Consider the following 17,500-nt stretch of genomic DNA (forward strand, 5'->3'; position numbering starts at 1 on the left):
GAACAAAATGGTTATAGAAAGGGAGTCGTTCCATGCCTGCCGCCGTTAAAGTCGAAACCCCAAACGATCGCGATATCGTCGTCACGCGCGTCTTCTCCGCGCCCGCCGATCTGATCTTCAAGTGCCATACCGTGCCTGAATATGTGCAAGCCTGGATGCTCGGCCCTGACGGCTGGCACATGCCGGTCTGCGAGATCGATCTGCGCGTGGGCGGGAAATACCACTTCGTCTGGCGCCAGAACGATGCCGACAATCAGTTCGGCGCCAAGGGCCAGTATCGCGAGATCAAGGCGCCCGAATTCATCGTCCATACCGAACGCATGTACGGTTTCCCCGGTGAGGTGGACGGTCCCGATGGCGAGGCGCTCAATACCCTGAGTCTTGTCGAAAAGGACGGCAAGACGATCCTCACCGCCACCATCCGTTTCGCCAATTCCAACATCCGCGACGGCGCCCTTGCCACCGGCATGACCGACGGCATGAACATGAGCTACGATCGGATGGAGCAGTTCATTTCAGAAAAACTCGCCAAGTAGCGACCGCAAGCGCCGCGCCAAGGCTCCGCTATTGGCGTGGCGCTGGGACAACGAACAAGGGGAACCTATCGAGCACCCTTGAACGGGGCCATGCCCTCGTTCGCCAGCCGGTCGGCACGTTCGTTAAGCTCGTCCCCGGCATGGCCCTTGACCCAGTGCCAGGTGATGTCGTGGCGCTTTGCCACCTCGTCGAGCGCCTGCCAGAGTTCCGTGTTCTTGACGGGTTTTTTGTCGGCGGTGCGCCAGCCGTTCTTCTTCCAGCCGAACATCCAACTGCTAATGCCGTTCTTGACGTATTGGCTGTCGGTATAAAGCTCGACCTTGCAAGGACGTTTGAGCGCAGTCAGCGCTTCGATAGCGGCGGTCAGTTCCATCTTGTTGTTGGTCGTCTCCGCCGCGCCGCCTTTTAGCTCCTTGATGTGCCCATTGTGTTGCAGCACCGCGCCCCAGCCGCCCGGCCCGGGATTGCCTGAACAGGCCCCGTCGGTATGGATGATGACGGTATCGGTCATCGTGCTGTCCGATAAAGGACATAGAACTGGTGCGGCATGTCGGCGATTTCGGCCGTATGAGTCCGCATCATGCCGAGTTTCTCGAGGATCCGTTGGCTTGCAGCATTGTCCACATGCGCAAAGGCAATGAAATGGTCCTCATCGCGGGTCTGGAAATACCAGTCCCGGAGCGCTGCGGCGATCTCGGTCGCATACCCCCGGCCCCAATACGCGGCGTCGAGCGAATAGCCCAGCTCGGGCGCCATGTCGTCGATCACAGAAAACCCCGCCCGTCCCACGAAAGCGCCGTCCTCACGCCGCCGCAGCGGGAACTTTCCAAGGCCAAGCGTCGCGAATTCCGCCTGCCAGCCGGTGACACGCTCCCGCGCCTTCGCCCGGCTCCAGCCGAGCCCCTTCGCATCGAGATAACGCTGCACATCGGGGCTGTTGTGCATGGTATGGAGCGCGGCAATCGCCTCCTCGTCCCAAGGGGTCAGCATCAGTCGTTCGGTCTCGATAGCGTGGATCGGGATCACCGTCCGCTGGCCTCTTCGAGCTGGCGCAGCACGCGCGGGATGTTGAAGGCGATGTTCTCTTCCGCCGTTGTCGAGATCTCGACATCGACGTCGAACCGCTCGGCAAAGGCGTCGATCACTTCCTCGACCAGCGCTTCCGGCGCCGATGCGCCCGCCGTGATGCCGAGCGAGGAAATTCCCTCGAACATCGTCCAATCAATATCGTCCGCGCGCTGCACGAGCACCGAGACCTTGCAGCCTGCGCGCTCACCCACCTCGACCAGCCGCATGGAATTGGAGGAATTGGGGGCCCCCACGACAATCATCGCGTCCACTTTCGGCGCGACGGCCTTCACGGCCTCCTGCCGGTTGGTGGTGGCGTAGCAGATGTCTTCCTTGTGGGGCACGGCGATGTTGGGAAAGCGGCTTTTCAAGATCATTACGATGGCGCTGGTATCGTCCACCGAGAGGGTCGTCTGCGTCACCAGCGCCAGATTGTCGGCATCGCGCGGGATAAAACTCTCTGCATCGTCCACCGTCTCGACAAGTGAAATACGGCCCGGCGGCAACTGCCCCATCGTACCGATCACTTCCGGGTGCCCCCGGTGCCCGATCAGCACGATGTCGCGTCCCTCCTCGGCATGGCGCTGCGCCTCGACGTGAACCTTGGTGACCAGGGGGCACGTCGCGTCGAGATAGAACATGTTGCGCGATTTGGCCTCCGCCGGCACCGATTTCGCGACGCCATGCGCGGAAAAGATCACCGGCGCGTCAGTGCCCTCGGGGATCTCCTCGAGTTCCTCGACAAACACCGCACCCTTGGCCTTGAGCCCGTCCACCACGTATTTGTTGTGCACGATCTCATGGCGGACATAGACGGGCGCGCCGTACTTCCTGAGCGCCAGGTCGACGATCTGGATGGCGCGGTCGACCCCCGCGCAGAACCCGCGCGGTGCGCACAACAGGATATCGAGTTTGGGCTTTGCAGTCATGGCCCATGACATGCGGGTTCGCCCTGCCCAAGTCAAGCCATGTTCATGTGACGAATGGGCCCGTGAACGCCTGTTGCGGGATACGGCCCGCATAGGCAATATGTAGCTTGAATCGTTTGGGAAAATCCTGGTGGCACCATCCCAGCAAATGTTTGCGGTTGCACCGGCGCAGGGAAGGCCTTCGCTGAGCAAGAACCAGATACGTCTGCTCAAGGGCAAGGCGCTCTGGCTCTATACCGTCGCCGATGCCGGACTGCCCGTCGTTCCGACAATTGCTATCACCCGCTCGGCTTGGGAAGCGCTCGAGGCCGAGCGCCAGTCGGGCGGCGATACGCTGCGCAAGGTCTGGGTCGCGACACTCTTCAAGCTCGTGCGCCCCGGTTCCAGGCCCCCCGAACTCGTCGTGCGGACCTCCGCTGCGCGTCATATCCCAGGCCTTCTCTCCGCGCGCGTCGGGCTTCTCGCGCCGGCCGATGAAGAAGAGGCCGTCAATCCCACGCGACCCTTCGGACGCGCGATCAGTTCTGCCTTCGGCTCTTATGGTCCGCCAGCGCCGGGCTGGGCCACCGAGGCCGAGCTCGAAGCGCGCGCAAGCGAGATCGTCATCGTGCAGGCCTTGGCCAATGGGCGCATCGAGCAGTTCCTGACCCGCAACACAACCACCGGTGCCTTCGGACCTGATCCGCTTCCGGGCAAGCCGATGCCCGAACTGCCGCCCAATGTCCGCGAACTGACGACAAGGATCGATGCGGCCTCGGGCCAGCATATGGCGCTGCTGGTTTCCATCGAAAGCGACGAAGCGCGCCTGCTTTCAGCCCGGCCGGTTCAGGTGAGCGCCGGGGCGCAACTCGAGGCCGCCGTCGATCGCGTGGACAGCAAGGTCTGGACTCCGGCCGATGCCGTGCGCCGCTTCAATCCCGGCCAGTTGCCCCAGCTGCTCCACCCGCGCCTTGCCGCGCCCGAAGGCGCGCAACCGGTGGCGTCCGGGCTGGGCGTCTCGCCGGGCGCTGCAAGCGGCGAGATCGTCTTCACGCCCGATGACGCTGCCCGCTGCCGTGCGCGTGGACGCCATTGCATCCTCGTCGTCATCGAAACCGGGCCCGGCGATATCGAGGGCATGAAGGCCGCCACGGGCTTTGTCACGGCGCGCGGCGGTATGACAAGCCATGCCGCCGTTGTCGCCCGCATCACCGGCAAGCCCTGCGTCGCCGGGCTGCGGGCCTTGAGCATCGATACCGAAAATGGCACCTGCCGAATCGGCGACCGTACGTTCGCTGCCGGTGAACGCATAACCATCGACGGCAATGAAGGTCACATCTATCCAGATGCCCTACCGCTCTCGCGCCCTCATATCGGCGGTGCGCTGTCACGTCTGCTCGATTGGGCGGACGACAGCCGCACCATTGCGGTCAGGACCAACGCGGAAACCATAGAGGCGGCGCGCACCGCGCTTTCATTCGGCGCTGAAGGCATCGGCCTTGCGCGCTCCGAGCATATGTTCTTTTCCTCCGAACGCATGGTTGCGTTGCGGCGCCTCATTTTGTCGGAAAACGAAGATGACCGCGAAGCGGCTCTGGAGGGCCTCGTCGACTATCAGGCCGGCGACTACGCCTCGCTGTTTGCAACCATGCAGGGCAAGCCGGTGACCGTGCGCCTGTTCGATCCCCCGTTGCACGAATTCCTGCCGCGCAGCGAGGACGATATCGAGGATACGGCCGCCTCTCTCGGGCTCTCGGTCAAGGCATTGCGCGCCCGGCTGCAGCGGTTGGTTGAGGTCAACCCGATGCTCGGCCATCGCGGCTGCCGTCTCGTCATCACCTATCCCGAAATTCTGTCCATGCAGATCCGCGCACTCGTCGCGGGCGTGGAAACGGCCATGGAAAACCAGGACGTTCCCGTCGCGCTCGAAGTCATGGTGCCGTTCGTAACCTCTGCGCGCGAGGTGTCCTGGATCAAGTCCCGGGTCTTCGACTATGTGAGCACAGCGGAGGCGTTTCAGCGGGGCGCAAGTTTTTCCTTTGGCACCATGATCGAACTCCCCCGCGCGTGCCTGCGGGCAGGGGATATCGCAAAGGAAGTGGATTTCATCTCGTTTGGCACCAACGATCTGACGCAGACCACGTACGGGATCTCCCGCGACGACGCTCCGGCCTTCCTTGCGGCCTACCACCGCAAGGGCCTTTACGATGTCGACCCTTTCGTCACGATCGATCAGCGCGGCGTCGGCGAACTGATCAAGATCGCCATCGAGCGCGGAAAGGCCGTTAACCCTCATCTCAAGGTCGGCATCTGCGGCGAACACGCTGGCGAGCCCAATTCCCTGCGCTTCTTTTCTTCCCTCAATATCGATTACGTCAGTTGCTCGCCGTATCGCGTGCCGGTGGCCCGAATGGTTCTGGCGCAATCGGATCAGTAGATTGCGTGCCCCAATTCGAGCCTGAATCTTTCCCGCCTCCGCCGCAACCCGGCCTTTCCCGCGCCAATTTCGCGCTGTTTACACCTTTCTAACCTTAATAATCGATCATCCAGATTGTCGGCATTTGATCTATCGGCTGTTGCCTCCGTGCATCACCGCAAGATCGCCCCCGGAGTGGTCCGGTCCTGCTCTTGCATCGAGTGTGGTCAGGCCTCGCGTTCCGCCGGCACGAGTAAAGTTGTGGCGTAAAAAGCGTAAGTGATGGCGTATTGGCAAACTCCGGTGCGGGCCCAAGGGTCCCGTGCACTGACCGTTCTGACGCGAAGCGCGGCCGCGCTGTCCCTGAGTCTGGTGATGTATGGCGCCACGGCTTTCGGCACCGGCGGCGACCGCGAGGTCGATGCGGCAACCGAGCTTCCCCCTGCCATCGCCGCCCTCTCATTCGAGAACGACCAGCCGGTTATCGTGGGCTCGGTGTCTGGCCTGTTTTCGGGCCCGGTGTTCGGTGGAACGAACCGAGCGGAAAAAACCGACCGCGTCACCCCACAGGCCGATGTTGCCAGCTTCGTCCAGAGCTTCGATGCCGTGCGGCTTTCCATCGCCGAAGCGCGCGCCGCCGGCGATCCCTATGTCACGCGCCAGTCCGGCGTCATGGTCGCTGAAGCTGAAGGCGCCCAAGAGGTTGGCCCGCGCATGTCGGTAGCGTCGATCAATCCCGCCAGCATAGATTCGGACGGTCTGCGCGCGATTGCGGCGGTGGCCGATCCGAACCTCGATCCCGCGATCCCGCGTCCCGTTGCGATCCCCGAAACGCTGGCCTATGGCCGCGCCAACACCCCGGCCACAGATTTTACGCCCAAGCATAATTGGTCCGACCGCGAGCAATGGTGCATGGCCACCGGCATCTATTTCGAGGCGCGTGGAGAGAGTTACCGTGGACAGGTGGCTGTGGCGCAGGTCATCATGAACCGCGTCGCGCACGATAATTATCCTTCGACGATATGTGGTGTGGTCTACCAGAACCAGCACCGCCGCAACGCCTGCCAGTTCTCATTCGCCTGCGATGGCAAGACCAACGTCAATCGCACGCCGGAGGTCGCTGCCTGGGCCCAGGCACAGGAAATCACCACCAAGGTGCTCAACGAGGAAATCTATCTTCCCGAAGTGGCCAACGCGACTCACTACCATGCCACCTATGTCCGCCCGCACTGGGCGCGCAACATGACGCGCCTCACCCAGATCGGCCTGCACGTGTTCTACCGCTTCCGACCCGGCTGGCAGTTCGGTTAGGTCAACGCACCGAACAGGCGGCGCCGTTATCGAGGCTCATGCACATGAACGAGCCGCGCGGCGTCAACGCGTTGAATACGCGATTGCCCGAGGGGCTGCGCCCATAGGTGAAGAGATAGGTGCCGGGCACGCGCTCCCAGTAATAGCCCCTGCTGGCTGCTGCTGTCGGGGTGGGGCGCACCGATATCCCTGGATAACGGACATGAGGGGAAATCATCCCGTCGCTCGAATAGGTGCCGGTCGAGGTAGTCACAATGGCAACCTCGCTGACCCGGCCATAGCCAATCTTGCGCACGGTGTTCGATGAGATCGGGTCGAGCGACACCCAGTCCGCTGTCGTCACCTCGTAGTCGCGGTCGCCGAATTTGACGAGTGTGGAAAGCGGCGCCGGAGGGGCGACCGAAATCGCATCCGCGTAACTTGCGCCCGCCGCAATCAGCGCCACAAGCAGAAATCCCGCCGCGATCGCGATCCGTCGGGTCGAAAAGGGGACTTTCTTGCGTTCCCAGATGAATGTGGTCGGCATGGAATCACTTACTCAAAATGCGTTGCGTACACTCTTTATCAACCTTAACGAGGTGTTAACGCAAAGCCGATCCAGACCTAGGGTTAATGCCTAGAATTTGAATCAAAGTTTACGTATATCAATAAGTTAGGGCGACTCCCAGTTTGCGAGATCAAGCTCTTGAAACTCTGCCGCCTCGGCCCCGGCGAGCACCGGGATCCATGCCGCCGCCGGCGCGCGCAGAGAAATCGACCGCGATTTCCCCGGGGAAGTGAAAGGAGAATGAAGCCTTGGGAAGGCGAAGGGCGCGAGCCGCCCTTACCGCTCGAGCGAAACGAAAACCCGCTTGGAAATCCCGCGTTCCACGACATCGAACGAACGCGAATAAGCGTTGCCCTTGCGGCGCGCCTCGGCAATGGCGGGAATATCGATCCCCTGGCCGGCAAGGGCGCTGATTGCCGCGCGGGGAAGCACCTTGTCTGCGAACCGCACGAGGAATGCCGGAACGGTATAGGACGCCTCGTGGGTCTGTCCCGAGAACTTGGTGATGTGAACCATGTACATGCCGCGCCCCCGCGTCCCTTTTCCACGACCGGGATTTAGTCACATCAATGTGACTGTTCAAGCCGGAAGTGTCAGACTTTCGAAGGTGGCTATGAACCGGTCATGGGCCTCCTGGGTCGGCCATGGGCGGATAAGCCGGTCGAAGCCCGGCAGATCGAAACCGGCAAGGCTCGGCTCTCCGAAATATTTGCGGGCCTCTTCCGGGGCGAATCCGGCGAGGTTCACCGCTTCGATGAAGGCCGCTTCGCGATCGGCCCGCTTTATGAGCTTTGTGAGGGCCGCAGGCCGCTGGGCGCCCAGGCCGAACCGGATATGGATCGCGCCCAAAAGCCGCGCCTCGACGTCCTTGTAATTGCCTCCCATCGCCGCCTTGAAGGGCGAGATGATATCGCCCATCACATATTCGGGGGCGTCGTGGAGCAGGGCATAGAGCCTGCCTCTGTCGTCGACGTCGGGATCGAGGTTCGCAGCGATCTCGAGGACCAGCACCGAGTGCTGGGCTACCGAAAAGGCGTAGTCCCCCCTGGTCTGCCCGTTCCATCGCGCCACGCGGGCCAGCCCGTGAGCGATATCGGAAAGCTCGACGTCGAGTGGGGAGGGGTCCAGCAGGTCCAGCCTGCGCCCCGACAGCATCCGCTGCCATGCACGGGATTGTATGCGCGCCAAAGTACCCCCGGAATGTGCTCTATTCGCCCTCAGACTCAATGTCCGCAAAACGGTAACTGGCCCAGCCGGGCAGGACAAGCGTTACGGGGGCACCGTTTATCGCCGCTGCGCCATCCGCCCCCACTTTGTCGATCCGCACAACGGCCACCGCATCGCCATCGACAGGCGTTCCAAGCGTTCCGGCGTTCTTTCCGTTTACCGTCACCGTCTCGCCGCGCATCCCGCTCACACCACGAGCGAGAACGGGCCGCCGCCGCGCAGTGCCTCGGTGCTGCATCCGCGAGACCACTTCCTGCCCCACATAGCAGCCCTTCTTGAAATCGACCCCACCCAGATGGTCCATGCCGATATCGTGCGGAAAAACGTCGTCCGCATCGAAATCGGGGCCCATCTCGGCGATCCCGGCCGCGATCCGCGCGCGAGCCTGCCCCGCTCCCGCTTCCCATCCTTCCGCATCGACAGCCGGCGCAATCACCCTCCAGCCAAGCCCTTTCCCCCGACCGTCCTGATGCACCACGCCATCTTTCGGCGCGTCGGCGCTCCAGCCCACGCGATGGCTCTCGTCGAGCATCTCGATCTCCATCTTTGCGCGTAGCCGGTACATCTTCATGCGCTTGAGAAAGGACTCCGCAACTTCCCGGTGCACGTCGAGCCAATATGCGTTGTCGGCCCAACCGATCAGCCCTTCGGCAAGAATCTTGCCCTGCGGCGAGAGCAGCGCGAACCAGCGCGCAACGCCGACCTCCTCGCGGACAGGCGGCGTCAACACGTCATGGAGAAGCCGCGTCGTGTCCTCCCCGGAAAACCGGAAGGCGATGCGATCCTCGCGAATTTCGATGCTCATAAGCCAGTTATCCTTGCCTTGCGCGCGCTCACTCCGCTAAATCCCGCGGCAATGCCACCCGCCATTCGGAGCTTTTGCCATGAGTCGCCATTTCGATACGATCTTTGCGGGCGGCACATTGGTCAATCACGACGGTATAGGTAGCGCCGATATCGGTGTCATCAAGGGGCGCATCGCCGCCATAGGCGCATTGACCACCGACACCTCCGACACGCTCGTCGATTGCACGGGACTCACCATACTTCCCGGTGTCATCGATACGCAGGTCCATTTCCGCGAGCCCGGCCTCGAGCACAAGGAAGATTTGCAGTCCGGTTCCCTGGCTGCCGTCATGGGCGGCGTCACCGGTGTCTTCGAGATGCCCAACACCAATCCCCTGACAACGACCCGCGAGACGTTCGAGGACAAGATCCGGCGCGCCACGAAGCGCATGCATTGCGATTTCGCCTTCTATATCGGCGGCACGCACGAAAACGTCGCCGAGCTTCCCGAGCTCGAACGCCTTCCCGGTTGTGCGGGGGTGAAGGTCTTCATGGGCTCGTCCACCGGCTCGTTGCTGGTCGCCGACGACAGCGGCGTGGAAGCGATCCTCAACGCCATCTCCCGCCGCGCCGCCTTCCATTCCGAAGATGAGTTCATGCTCGAGGAGCGCAAGCATCTCCGCGTCCCCGGCGATCCATCGAGCCATCCCGGATGGCGCTCGCCCGAAGTGGCGCTCAATTGCACGAAGCGCCTTGTGGCTCTTGCCCATAAGACCGGCAAGCGTATCCACGTCCTTCACATCTCGACGCGGGAGGAAATCGAATTCCTCGCCGATCACAAGGACGTCGCCTCCGTCGAAGTGACGCCCCATCACCTGACGCTCGATGAAACCGCCTATGAGCGGCTCGGCACGTATGTCCAGATGAATCCCCCCGTCCGCGACGCCGCTCATCGCGAGGGCATATGGATAGGCGTTGCCAATGGTGTGGCGGACATTCTGGGTTCCGACCATGCCCCTCATACCCGCGAGGAAAAGGATCACCCCTATCCTGAAAGCCATTCGGGCATGACGGGCGTCCAGACCCTCGTGCCCATCATGCTCGATCACGTCAACCAGGGGCGCCTGAGCCTGCAGCGCTTCGTCGACATGACCAGCCATGGTCCGAACCGTCTGTTCAATCTCGCCGGCAAGGGCCGCATCGCCGTCGGCTACGACGCCGACCTGACCATCGTTGATATGAACCGCGTCCAAACGATCACCAACGCCTGGATTGCATCCAAGCCCGGCTGGACCCCCTATGACGGCGTCCCGGTCAAGGGCTGGCCGGTCGGCACCATCATCCGTGGCAATACGGTGATGTGGGAAGGCGAACTGGTAACCCCCGCCCAGGGCCAGCCGATACGCTTCATGGAAACGCTGGAGGCCGAGGGCTGAAGCTGTGGCGGCAGCCCCAAACCGCCTGTAATATGCCCGGCAAAGAGGGATCGATGACAAACTTCAAACGCCTCGCCGCAATGCTTGTGATGACTTGCGCCGCCACCGGCGCCGCCAAGGCCGAATGGCATTTCGAAATCTATGAGGACGAATTCGCGCAATTCCTCCTTGCCGACGTCACCGACGAAACCGGCTCGGCGATGCTCGAGGTCGGGTGCTATGTCGACCGGGATACCGGCCCCCGGGAGTCAACGTTCTATCTCAAGGTCGACGTTCCGGCCGAGGATCTTCCGCCTGCCGCCGAACTGACCGTCGATGCCGGCGAACAATTTGTCCTGACCGCCACAGTCACGTACCTCGGCGGCATGCAGATTTTCGGCGTGAGCGGCCTCGACGATGCGACGGTTGCAACTGTCGCGGAGGCCATCCACGCTGCCGCGACCCCGATAGAAATCTCGGCCCTCGGGTCCAGCTACACCTTCACCGCAAGCAATGCAGCAACGGCCCTAAAAGAGGTGGTCGATACCTGCGCTATGCCAGCGCCATAAGCGTCGCATTCCCGCCGGCCGCAGCCGTATTGGTGCTCACAGAAACCTCATCGACCAGCAGATCGATCGAATAAACCGCATCGCCCGACACCAGCCGCTCGGTTGACGCTCCCTGCATCAGTACGATGGGGCCCTCCCAAGCGGCAGCGCGCTTGCCCACTGCAATGATCGCGTCTGCATCGCCCTCGGCAAGAATGGTGTTCACCGCACCCGCGGTCATCGGCCGCCGTGCGACGTCGACACGCGGCCTGACCTCGTCGGGGAGGCTCGCGAGCACGGCGCCGAGCATCGGGTTGGCCTCGACCACGGCATCGTTTCCGCTGGCCAGCGCCGCGGCAAGCCCATGCACCAGCCCGGCGATCGTTTGCGGCACAACCAGCACCTTCCCCCTGGCACGCGTTGCGTAAGTGTTGCGCTCGCCCACCGGCCCGTCGAGCGAGCAAAACGCATTGATTGCCGCGCTGGAGCCATAGGCAACGGCTTGCCCCGCCAGCGCGTCATAGCCCTTGCTGCGCACCCAGTCGGCGAACGCCAGAAGTGTTGGTCCCGGTTGGCGCGGTGGCAGGCCCCAGGCATTGCGGCGCACCGTCGATACCAGCCGCCTGAGATAAAGTGGTCCGCCCGCCTTTGGACCGGTGCCGGATAGCCCGTGCCCGCCGAAAGGCTGCACCCCCACCACCGCGCCGATCTGGTTGCGGTTGACATAAATGTTGCCCGCGCTGATTTTTCCCGTCACTTCGGCTATCGTCGTATCGATCCGCGTATGCAGCCCGAATGTCAGCCCATAGCCGAGTCCGTTGATCTTCGCGATAGTCGCTTCCAGTTCCCGGCGCTTGAACCGAACTACGTGCAGAACAGGCCCGAACACCTCGCTGCCAAGCTCGGAAATATCGCCGATCTCGATGATCGTGGGGGGAACGAAAGTGCCGTGCCGCGTCTCGTCCGGCAGCGCGGCCCGCGTAATGCGGTGGCCCTTCTCGCGCATCGCCGCGATATGCGCCTCGATCCAGTCGCGCGCCTCGGCGGTGATCACCGGTCCGACATCGGTCGCAAGGCGCCCCGGATTCCCCACCGCCAGCTCCGCCATCGCGCCCTTGAGCATGGCGAGCGTCCGATCGGCACATTCCTCCTGCAGACACAGGAGCCTTAACGCCGAACACCTTTGCCCCGCGCTGTCGAACGCCGAGGCCAGCACGTCGAGCACCACCTGCTCGGTCAGGGCAGAACTGTCGACAACCAGCGCATTCTGCCCGCCTGTTTCAGCAATCAGCGGCACAGGCGAGCCGTCCTGCAATGTCCGCTCCGCAAGCTGCTGCTGGATCAGCCGCGCCACCTCCGTGGACCCGGTGAACATCACCCCGCATGTCGCCGGGTGTCCCACCAGCGCCGCGCCGAATTTCCCGTTGCCCGGCACGAACTGCAGCACGTCATCGGGGATGCCTGCCTCATGCAGGAGCCGCACCGCCTCCTGCGCGATGAGCGGGGTTTCCTCGGCCGGCTTGGCGACCACCGGATTACCCGCCGCAAGCGCCGCAGCGATCTGACCGGTAAAGATCGCCAGCGGAAAATTCCAGGGCGAAATGCACACCACAGGTCCCAGCGGCCGGTCTGTCGTATTCTCGAAACTCTCAGCTACCTGCTGGCCGTAGTAGCGCAGGAAGTCCACCGCCTCCCGCACCTCGGCCACGGCATTGGCCGCCGTCTTGCCCGCCTCCCGCATCGCCAGCCCCATGAACCGCTCTTTCCGCGCCTCCATGAGATCGGCCGCTCTTGCCAGCAGGGCCGCGCGCTCTTTCGGCGCAACCGTCGCCCACGCAGGCCCGGCAGCGGCTGCCCGCTCCATGATTGTGGGGATATCGCCGGTATCAGGTTCGATGACATGCCCGACAATATCGCGATGATCGGCGGGGTTCAGAACAGGAAGGGCAATATCGCGGGCCTTCTCACCCCCGGTTCCCCTCCCAAGAGGGGAGAGGGGGGCTGATAGGGTTGCCGCCCGGTTACCCTTCTCCCCTCGTGGGAGAAGGTGGCCCGATATAGCCGGGTCGGATGCGGGAGCGTCGATGCTTGCTACAAAATTTGCATCGACGGTTTCCCCCAGCCCCTCCCGCAACCCCGCTAGCACAGCCTCGCTCGCCAGATCCAACCCTGCCGAATTCTTCCGCCCCGCCGCCAGAATATCTTGCGGCAAGCAAATAGCGGGATGCGGGCTCCCTGGCGGAGTGATCCGCCGCGCCACCTCCACCGGATCGGCGACCAGCCGCGCGACAGGGATATCCTCGTCGGCGATCTGATTGACAAAGCTCGAATTGGCCCCGTTCTCGAGCAGCCGCCGCACGAGATAGGCCAGAAGCGTCTCGTGGCTGCCGACCGGGGCATAGATGCGGCAGGGGCGGTCGAGTTTGTCCTGGCCGACCACCTGCTCGTAGAGCGGTTCGCCCATCCCGTGCAGGCACTGGAACTCGTACGATCCCAATGCGAACTCCGGCCCCGCGATCTCATATATCGTCGCCATTGTCTGCGCGTTGTGCGTGGCAAACTGCGGGAACACCGCCTCGCGCGCCGCCAAGAGCTTTTTCGCGCACGCGATATAGCTGACATCGGAATAGACCTTTCGGGTGAATACCGGAAAGCCCTCGAGCCCATCCACCTGTGCGCGCTTTATCTCGGAGTCCCAATAAGCCCCCTTGACCAGCCGCACCATGATCCGGTGCCCTGAGCGTTGCGCCAAGTCGATGATCCAGTCGATGACGAATGGGCAGCGTTTGGAATAGGCTTGGACGACGAACCCCAGTCCATCCCAGCCATCGAACGTGGGATCGAGTGCCAGCGCTTCGAGGAGGTCCAGCGAAAGTTCCAGCCGGTCCGCCTCCTCGGCATCGATATTGAGGCCGATGTCGTAGCCCTTTGCCAATTCCGCCAGCGCCTTGAGCCTAGGCAGCAGTTCAGCCATTACGCGCGCGTGCTTGGCTCGCGCGTAACGCGGATGCAGCGCCGAAAGCTTTATGGAAATGCCCGGTCCCTTGTAGACGCCCTTGTGCCGTGATGCCTTGCCGATGGCATGGATGGCGTTGACATAGTCCGCCATATAGCGCTCGGCATCGTGCGCGGTCGTCGCGGCTTCTCCGAGCATGTCATAGGAATAGGAAAAGCCTTTCGCTTCCCACGTGCGCCCGTTCCGCAGCGCCTCGCCGATCGTCTGGCCGGAAACGAACTGCTCGCCGAGCATGGTCATCGCCATGCGCACGCCGGCGCGGATCACTGGTTCGCCCGAGCGCGCCACCAGCCGCGTCAGCGCGCGGCTCAGGCCCTGCTCGTCCACTGGTGTCACGAGCTTGCCCGTCAGCGCCAGCCCCCATGTTGCAGCATTGACGAACAGCGAGCGGTCGAGTCCCAGATGGCCCTGCCATTTGCCCGGCGCGATCTTGTCGGCGATCAGCATGTCGCGCGTTTCATTGTCCGGCACGCGCAACAGCGCTTCGGCAAGGCACATCAGCGCGATGCCTTCCTGGCTGGAAAGCGCATATTCGTGGATCAGTCCATCCACCCCACCCCCTGGCCCCTGGGCGCGGATCGCCTTGACCACCTTTTCCGCCAGCGCGCGGATTCGTCCCGCCTGCGCGTCGGTCACCGCCGCCGCCTCGATCAGCGGCGGTACGCAATCGGGTTCGGGCAGACGCGTCGCTGCGGTGATCCGTTCGCGCAACGGCCCGTCCTGCCCGCGCGGGCGACTGTCGAAATCGGCAAAAGGGCGTTCCAATGGCGGGCTGGAGGGCATGTCTGCGGTCTCCGGCTGTGCGTGTTCAATGGCGCTGTCCATCCGACTATCTCCCAATTGCCCAGACGCGGCAATCGCCGCGGGCGTGATCGGTCGAAACCGAAACTATCGGGATTTTTTCGTAGTTCCATTGCAGATTACCCCGTTAAACCGTATATTTCGCGAAAAAAGGCCGGAGCGCCGTATGTCCGAAATTGACCGCATAGACCGTCGCATCCTCGATCTGCTCCAACGCGACGGCAGGATAACCAATGCCGAACTCGCCCAGCGCGTGGGCATTCCAGCCACATCGATGAGCGACCGGTTAAAGCGTCTGCAAAAGCACGGCTATATCCTGGGGTTTACCGCCCGCATCGATCCCCATCGTGTCGGGCTGGGACTTTTGGTCTTCGTCGAGGTTTCGCTGGACAAAACCACCCCCGACGCGTTCGAGAAATTCTCCCGCGCCGTTCGTCACGCCCCGGAAATCCTTGAATGCCACATGGTCGCCGGCGGCTTCGATTATCTCGTCAAGGCTCGCGTCACCGACATGGCGCACTACCGCTCTTTTCTCGGCGATGTCCTCCTCAACATGCCCGGAGTCGCCGAAACCCGAACCTTTCCAGTCATGGAAGAAGTCAAACCCGACGCACCCTTGCCGATCTAAACATTGGCCTGTAGCTCTTACCTCACCCGCCGCCCCAACAGGGAACTGCCGCCATGATGCACGGCCTCGCCGACCACCTCTCAGCAACGCTGGCGCAGATCCGCGCCGACGGACTCGAAAAATCCGAGACGGTCATCGGCTCGTCCCAATCGGGAACGGTCACCGTCGGCGGCCGCCAGTTGGTGAACCTCTGCGCCAACAATTATCTCGGCCTCGCCGACCACTCCGAGGTGGTCGAGGCTACCATCAAGGCCACGGAAAATTTCGGCTCGGGCATGGCCTCGGTTCGTTTTATCTGCGGCACGCACGAACTGCATAAGGAGCTGGAAAATTCCGTCGCCCGCTATCTCGAAAAGGATGACGCCATTCTCTTCGGCTCCTGCTTCGATGCCAATGGCGGCATATTCGAAACCATCCTGGGCCCCGAGGATGCGGTGATCTCCGACACCCTTAACCACGCCTCTATCATCGATGGCGTACGGCTGAGCAAAGCCCGGCGCTACCGTTTCCAAACGTCGGACATGGATGACCTGCGTCTTCAGCTCCAGGCTGCCGATGACGACGGCGCACGCTTCAAGCTCATTGTCACTGACGGCGTCTTTTCGATGGACGGCTTCATCGCCAATCTCCCCGAAATCTGCAATCTCGCCGAGCAATATCGTGCCGCTGTGATGATCGACGAGTGTCATGCCACCGGACACCTGGGCGAAAAGGGCAGGGGCACCCCGGCCCTCACCGGTGCGGGCGGTCGAGTCGATATCATCTCCGGCACATTCGGCAAGACGCTGGGCGGTGCGATGGGCGGCTTTATCGCCGGCCCGCAGCCGGTGATCGATCTGCTGCGCCAGCGCGCACGGCCCTATCTCTTTTCCAACGCCCTGCCGCCCGGCGTTGCCGCCGGTGCGATCAAGGCCATTGAGATTGCCGAAAAGGCCGACGATCTGCGCCGGACCCTCGCGAACTATACCGCCCGTTTCCGCTCCGCGCTGACCGAAGCGGGTTTCGACCTTGTCCCCGGCGAAACCCCCATCATTCCCCTGATGCTCTACGATGCGGTCAAGGCGCAGAAGATGGCTCAGGCCTTGCGTGATCGCGGCGTCCTCGTCTCCGCCTTTTCCTTCCCCGTCGTCCCGCGCGAAAAAGCCCGCATCCGCACCCAGATGTCCGCTGCATTGACCGACGAAAATATCTCATTCGCCATCGACGCATTCATCGGGGCGGGCCGGGACGTGGGGGTGATTTGATGACCCGCACGATGAAAGCCCTCGTAAAAGCCAAGGCCGAACCCGGCCTCTGGATGCATGAGGTTCCTGTTCCCGAAATCGGCCCCGATGACGTGCTGGTCAAGGTCACCCGCACCGGCATCTGCGGCACCGATCTGCACATCTTCAAATGGGACCAATGGGCGCAAGGCGCGGTGCCCGTACCCATGACCATCGGCCATGAATATTCGGGTACCATCGCCGAGCTGGGCACCAATGTCACGCATTTGAACCTCGGTCAGCGCGTCTCGGGCGAAGGTCACGTGATCGGGTTCAAGTCCCGCGCTTCACGTGCCGGGCGCTTCCATCTCGATCCAGAAACGAAGGGCGTCGGTGTCAATCTCCCCGGTGCCTTCGCCGAATATGTCCGTATCCCTGCCTTCAACATCGTGCCGCTCCCCGATGCGGTGGACGACGAACTCGCCTCGATCCTCGATCCCCTCGGCAATGCGGTCCACACCGCGCTCGCCTTCGATCTGGTGGGTGAGGACGTTCTGATTACCGGCGCAGGCCCCATAGGCATCATGAGCGCCGCCGTCGCCCGTCATGTCGGCGCCCGCCACATCGTCATCACCGATCCCAACGACAACCGCCTCGAGCTTGCAAAAAAGGTCGAGCCGTCCGTCGTTACCGTCAATACCACCGAGGATCTGCGCGCCCTCGCCAATTCTCTCGGCATGACGGAGGGTTTCGATATTGGCTTTGAGATGAGCGGCGCGCCCGCCGCGATGGCGACTCTTACCGAACACCTCGTCATGGGCGGACGTATCGCCATGCTGGGCCTGCCGGCAAAGCCCTTCGAATACGACTTCGCCAAGATGGTCCTGAAGATGCTGACCATCAAAGGCATTTACGGACGCGAGATGTTCGAGACCTGGCACAAGATGCTCGCCATGCTCCAATCCGGCCTCGAAATCCGCCCGGTCATCACCAACCGCTTCAAGGCCGAGGATTTCGAGACCGCCTTCCAGTCCGCCATCCAGGGCGGGGCCGGCAAGATCGTTCTCGAGTGGTAGCGATGAGCGTTCTC

Annotated in this window: 16 protein-coding genes; 8 read left to right on the top strand and 8 right to left on the bottom strand. The window is 62.7% G+C overall.

All coding sequences use genetic code 11. From position 1 onward, the window contains the following. The first annotated feature begins 32 nt into the window (after positions 1–32). Entirely contained in the window at positions 33–536 is a 504-nt protein-coding gene (locus I2G20_RS10055) for an SRPBCC family protein (RefSeq protein ID WP_196259569.1), read from the top strand. Positions 537–601: 65 nt separating this feature from the next. On the opposite strand, the gene rnhA is transcribed toward I2G20_RS10055, so the two are convergent. From rnhA to ispH, 3 genes are read right to left on the bottom strand one after another with little or no spacing between them, the layout of a single operon-like run. Further along, positions 602–1,048: a ribonuclease HI gene (rnhA, locus tag I2G20_RS10060; RefSeq protein WP_196259570.1), complete on the bottom strand. Its 447-nt coding sequence runs from the start codon at positions 1,046–1,048 to the stop codon at positions 602–604. Further along, positions 1,045–1,563 (bottom strand): GNAT family N-acetyltransferase, encoded by a 519-nt coding sequence (locus tag I2G20_RS10065; protein ID WP_196259571.1) that lies wholly within the window; start codon positions 1,561–1,563, stop codon positions 1,045–1,047. Before I2G20_RS10065 ends, rnhA begins: the two co-directional genes overlap by 4 nt. Continuing rightward, a complete protein-coding gene (gene ispH, locus I2G20_RS10070; RefSeq protein WP_246473005.1) occupies positions 1,560–2,546 on the bottom strand; it encodes a 4-hydroxy-3-methylbut-2-enyl diphosphate reductase in 987 nt (328 codons plus the stop codon). The genes I2G20_RS10065 and ispH overlap by 4 nt, the downstream gene beginning before the upstream one ends. A 118-nt stretch (positions 2,547–2,664) precedes the next feature. Here ispH and I2G20_RS17265 point away from each other — a divergent pair, with 118 nt between their 5' ends. After that, positions 2,665–4,950, top strand: coding sequence for a putative PEP-binding protein (locus I2G20_RS17265; protein ID WP_196259572.1), 2,286 nt, complete (start codon positions 2,665–2,667; stop codon positions 4,948–4,950). A 261-nt stretch (positions 4,951–5,211) separates the two neighbouring features. Further along, positions 5,212–6,240, top strand: a complete 1,029-nt coding sequence (locus tag I2G20_RS17530; protein ID WP_196259573.1) for a cell wall hydrolase — start codon at positions 5,212–5,214, stop codon at positions 6,238–6,240. Position 6,241: 1 nt separating this feature from the next. Here the strand turns inward: I2G20_RS17530 and I2G20_RS10085 are convergent, their stop codons facing one another. The 4 genes from I2G20_RS10085 to ygfZ form a co-directional block, all read right to left on the bottom strand. After that, positions 6,242–6,766, bottom strand: coding sequence for a hypothetical protein (locus I2G20_RS10085; RefSeq protein ID WP_196259574.1), 525 nt, complete (start codon positions 6,764–6,766; stop codon positions 6,242–6,244). Positions 6,767–7,063: 297 nt separating this feature from the next. After that, positions 7,064–7,309 carry a hypothetical protein gene (locus I2G20_RS10090; RefSeq protein WP_196259575.1) on the bottom strand — a complete coding sequence of 82 codons (246 nt, stop codon included), beginning with the start codon at positions 7,307–7,309 and terminating at the stop codon, positions 7,064–7,066. Positions 7,310–7,366: 57 nt separating this feature from the next. Further along, on the bottom strand, positions 7,367–7,942 hold the full coding sequence (locus tag I2G20_RS10095; protein ID WP_196259736.1) for an HD domain-containing protein: 576 nt from the start codon (positions 7,940–7,942) through the stop codon (positions 7,367–7,369). Positions 7,943–7,994: 52 nt separating this feature from the next. Continuing rightward, positions 7,995–8,819, bottom strand: a complete 825-nt coding sequence (gene ygfZ, locus I2G20_RS10100; protein WP_196259576.1) for a CAF17-like 4Fe-4S cluster assembly/insertion protein YgfZ — start codon at positions 8,817–8,819, stop codon at positions 7,995–7,997. A gap of 79 nt (positions 8,820–8,898) precedes the next feature. Here ygfZ and I2G20_RS10105 point away from each other — a divergent pair, with 79 nt between their 5' ends. Next, positions 8,899–10,236 (top strand): dihydroorotase, encoded by a 1,338-nt coding sequence (locus I2G20_RS10105; protein ID WP_196259577.1) that lies wholly within the window; start codon positions 8,899–8,901, stop codon positions 10,234–10,236. Positions 10,237–10,289: 53 nt separating this feature from the next. Further along, complete coding sequence (locus I2G20_RS10110) at positions 10,290–10,784, top strand: hypothetical protein (RefSeq protein ID WP_196259578.1); 495 nt, start codon at positions 10,290–10,292, stop codon at positions 10,782–10,784. On the opposite strand, the gene putA is transcribed toward I2G20_RS10110, so the two are convergent. Further along, on the bottom strand, positions 10,768–14,562 hold the full coding sequence (gene putA, locus I2G20_RS10115; RefSeq protein WP_196259737.1) for a trifunctional transcriptional regulator/proline dehydrogenase/L-glutamate gamma-semialdehyde dehydrogenase: 3,795 nt from the start codon (positions 14,560–14,562) through the stop codon (positions 10,768–10,770). The genes I2G20_RS10110 and putA overlap by 17 nt on opposite strands. A gap of 184 nt (positions 14,563–14,746) precedes the next feature. Between putA and I2G20_RS10120 the strand changes: the two genes are divergently transcribed. From I2G20_RS10120 to tdh, 3 genes are read left to right on the top strand one after another with little or no spacing between them, the layout of a single operon-like run. After that, entirely contained in the window at positions 14,747–15,208 is a 462-nt protein-coding gene (locus tag I2G20_RS10120) for an Lrp/AsnC ligand binding domain-containing protein (protein WP_196259579.1), read from the top strand. A gap of 53 nt (positions 15,209–15,261) precedes the next feature. Continuing rightward, entirely contained in the window at positions 15,262–16,452 is a 1,191-nt protein-coding gene (locus I2G20_RS10125) for a glycine C-acetyltransferase (protein WP_196259580.1), read from the top strand. Beyond that, a complete protein-coding gene (gene tdh, locus I2G20_RS10130) occupies positions 16,452–17,486 on the top strand; it encodes an L-threonine 3-dehydrogenase (protein WP_207747598.1) in 1,035 nt (344 codons plus the stop codon). The genes I2G20_RS10125 and tdh overlap by 1 nt, the downstream gene beginning before the upstream one ends. The last annotated feature ends 14 nt before the right edge of the window (positions 17,487–17,500 follow it).

It is taken from the genome of Pelagibacterium limicola, assembly GCF_015694405.1.
Taxonomy (GTDB): domain Bacteria; phylum Pseudomonadota; class Alphaproteobacteria; order Rhizobiales; family Devosiaceae; genus Pelagibacterium; species Pelagibacterium limicola.

Excerpts from the sequence above, each read along its gene's own strand:
- I2G20_RS10090 (WP_196259575.1), bottom strand. The coding sequence starts at position 7,309 with ATGTACATGGTTCACATCACCAAGTTCTCGGGACAGACCCACGAGGCG.
- I2G20_RS10120 (WP_196259579.1), top strand. The coding sequence starts at position 14,747 with ATGTCCGAAATTGACCGCATAGACCGTCGCATCCTCGATCTGCTCCAA.
- putA (WP_196259737.1), bottom strand. The coding sequence starts at position 14,562 with ATGCCCTCCAGCCCGCCATTGGAACGCCCTTTTGCCGATTTCGACAGT.
- I2G20_RS10095 (WP_196259736.1), bottom strand. The coding sequence starts at position 7,942 with ATGCTGTCGGGGCGCAGGCTGGACCTGCTGGACCCCTCCCCACTCGAC.
- ispH (WP_246473005.1), bottom strand. The coding sequence starts at position 2,546 with ATGTCATGGGCCATGACTGCAAAGCCCAAACTCGATATCCTGTTGTGC.
- tdh (WP_207747598.1), top strand. The coding sequence starts at position 16,452 with ATGACCCGCACGATGAAAGCCCTCGTAAAAGCCAAGGCCGAACCCGGC.
- I2G20_RS10055 (WP_196259569.1), top strand. The coding sequence starts at position 33 with ATGCCTGCCGCCGTTAAAGTCGAAACCCCAAACGATCGCGATATCGTC.
- I2G20_RS10085 (WP_196259574.1), bottom strand. The coding sequence starts at position 6,766 with ATGCCGACCACATTCATCTGGGAACGCAAGAAAGTCCCCTTTTCGACC.
- I2G20_RS17530 (WP_196259573.1), top strand. The coding sequence starts at position 5,212 with ATGGCGTATTGGCAAACTCCGGTGCGGGCCCAAGGGTCCCGTGCACTG.
- I2G20_RS10125 (WP_196259580.1), top strand. The coding sequence starts at position 15,262 with ATGATGCACGGCCTCGCCGACCACCTCTCAGCAACGCTGGCGCAGATC.
- I2G20_RS10105 (WP_196259577.1), top strand. The coding sequence starts at position 8,899 with ATGAGTCGCCATTTCGATACGATCTTTGCGGGCGGCACATTGGTCAAT.
- I2G20_RS10110 (WP_196259578.1), top strand. The coding sequence starts at position 10,290 with ATGACAAACTTCAAACGCCTCGCCGCAATGCTTGTGATGACTTGCGCC.
- ygfZ (WP_196259576.1), bottom strand. The coding sequence starts at position 8,819 with ATGAGCATCGAAATTCGCGAGGATCGCATCGCCTTCCGGTTTTCCGGG.
- rnhA (WP_196259570.1), bottom strand. The coding sequence starts at position 1,048 with ATGACCGATACCGTCATCATCCATACCGACGGGGCCTGTTCAGGCAAT.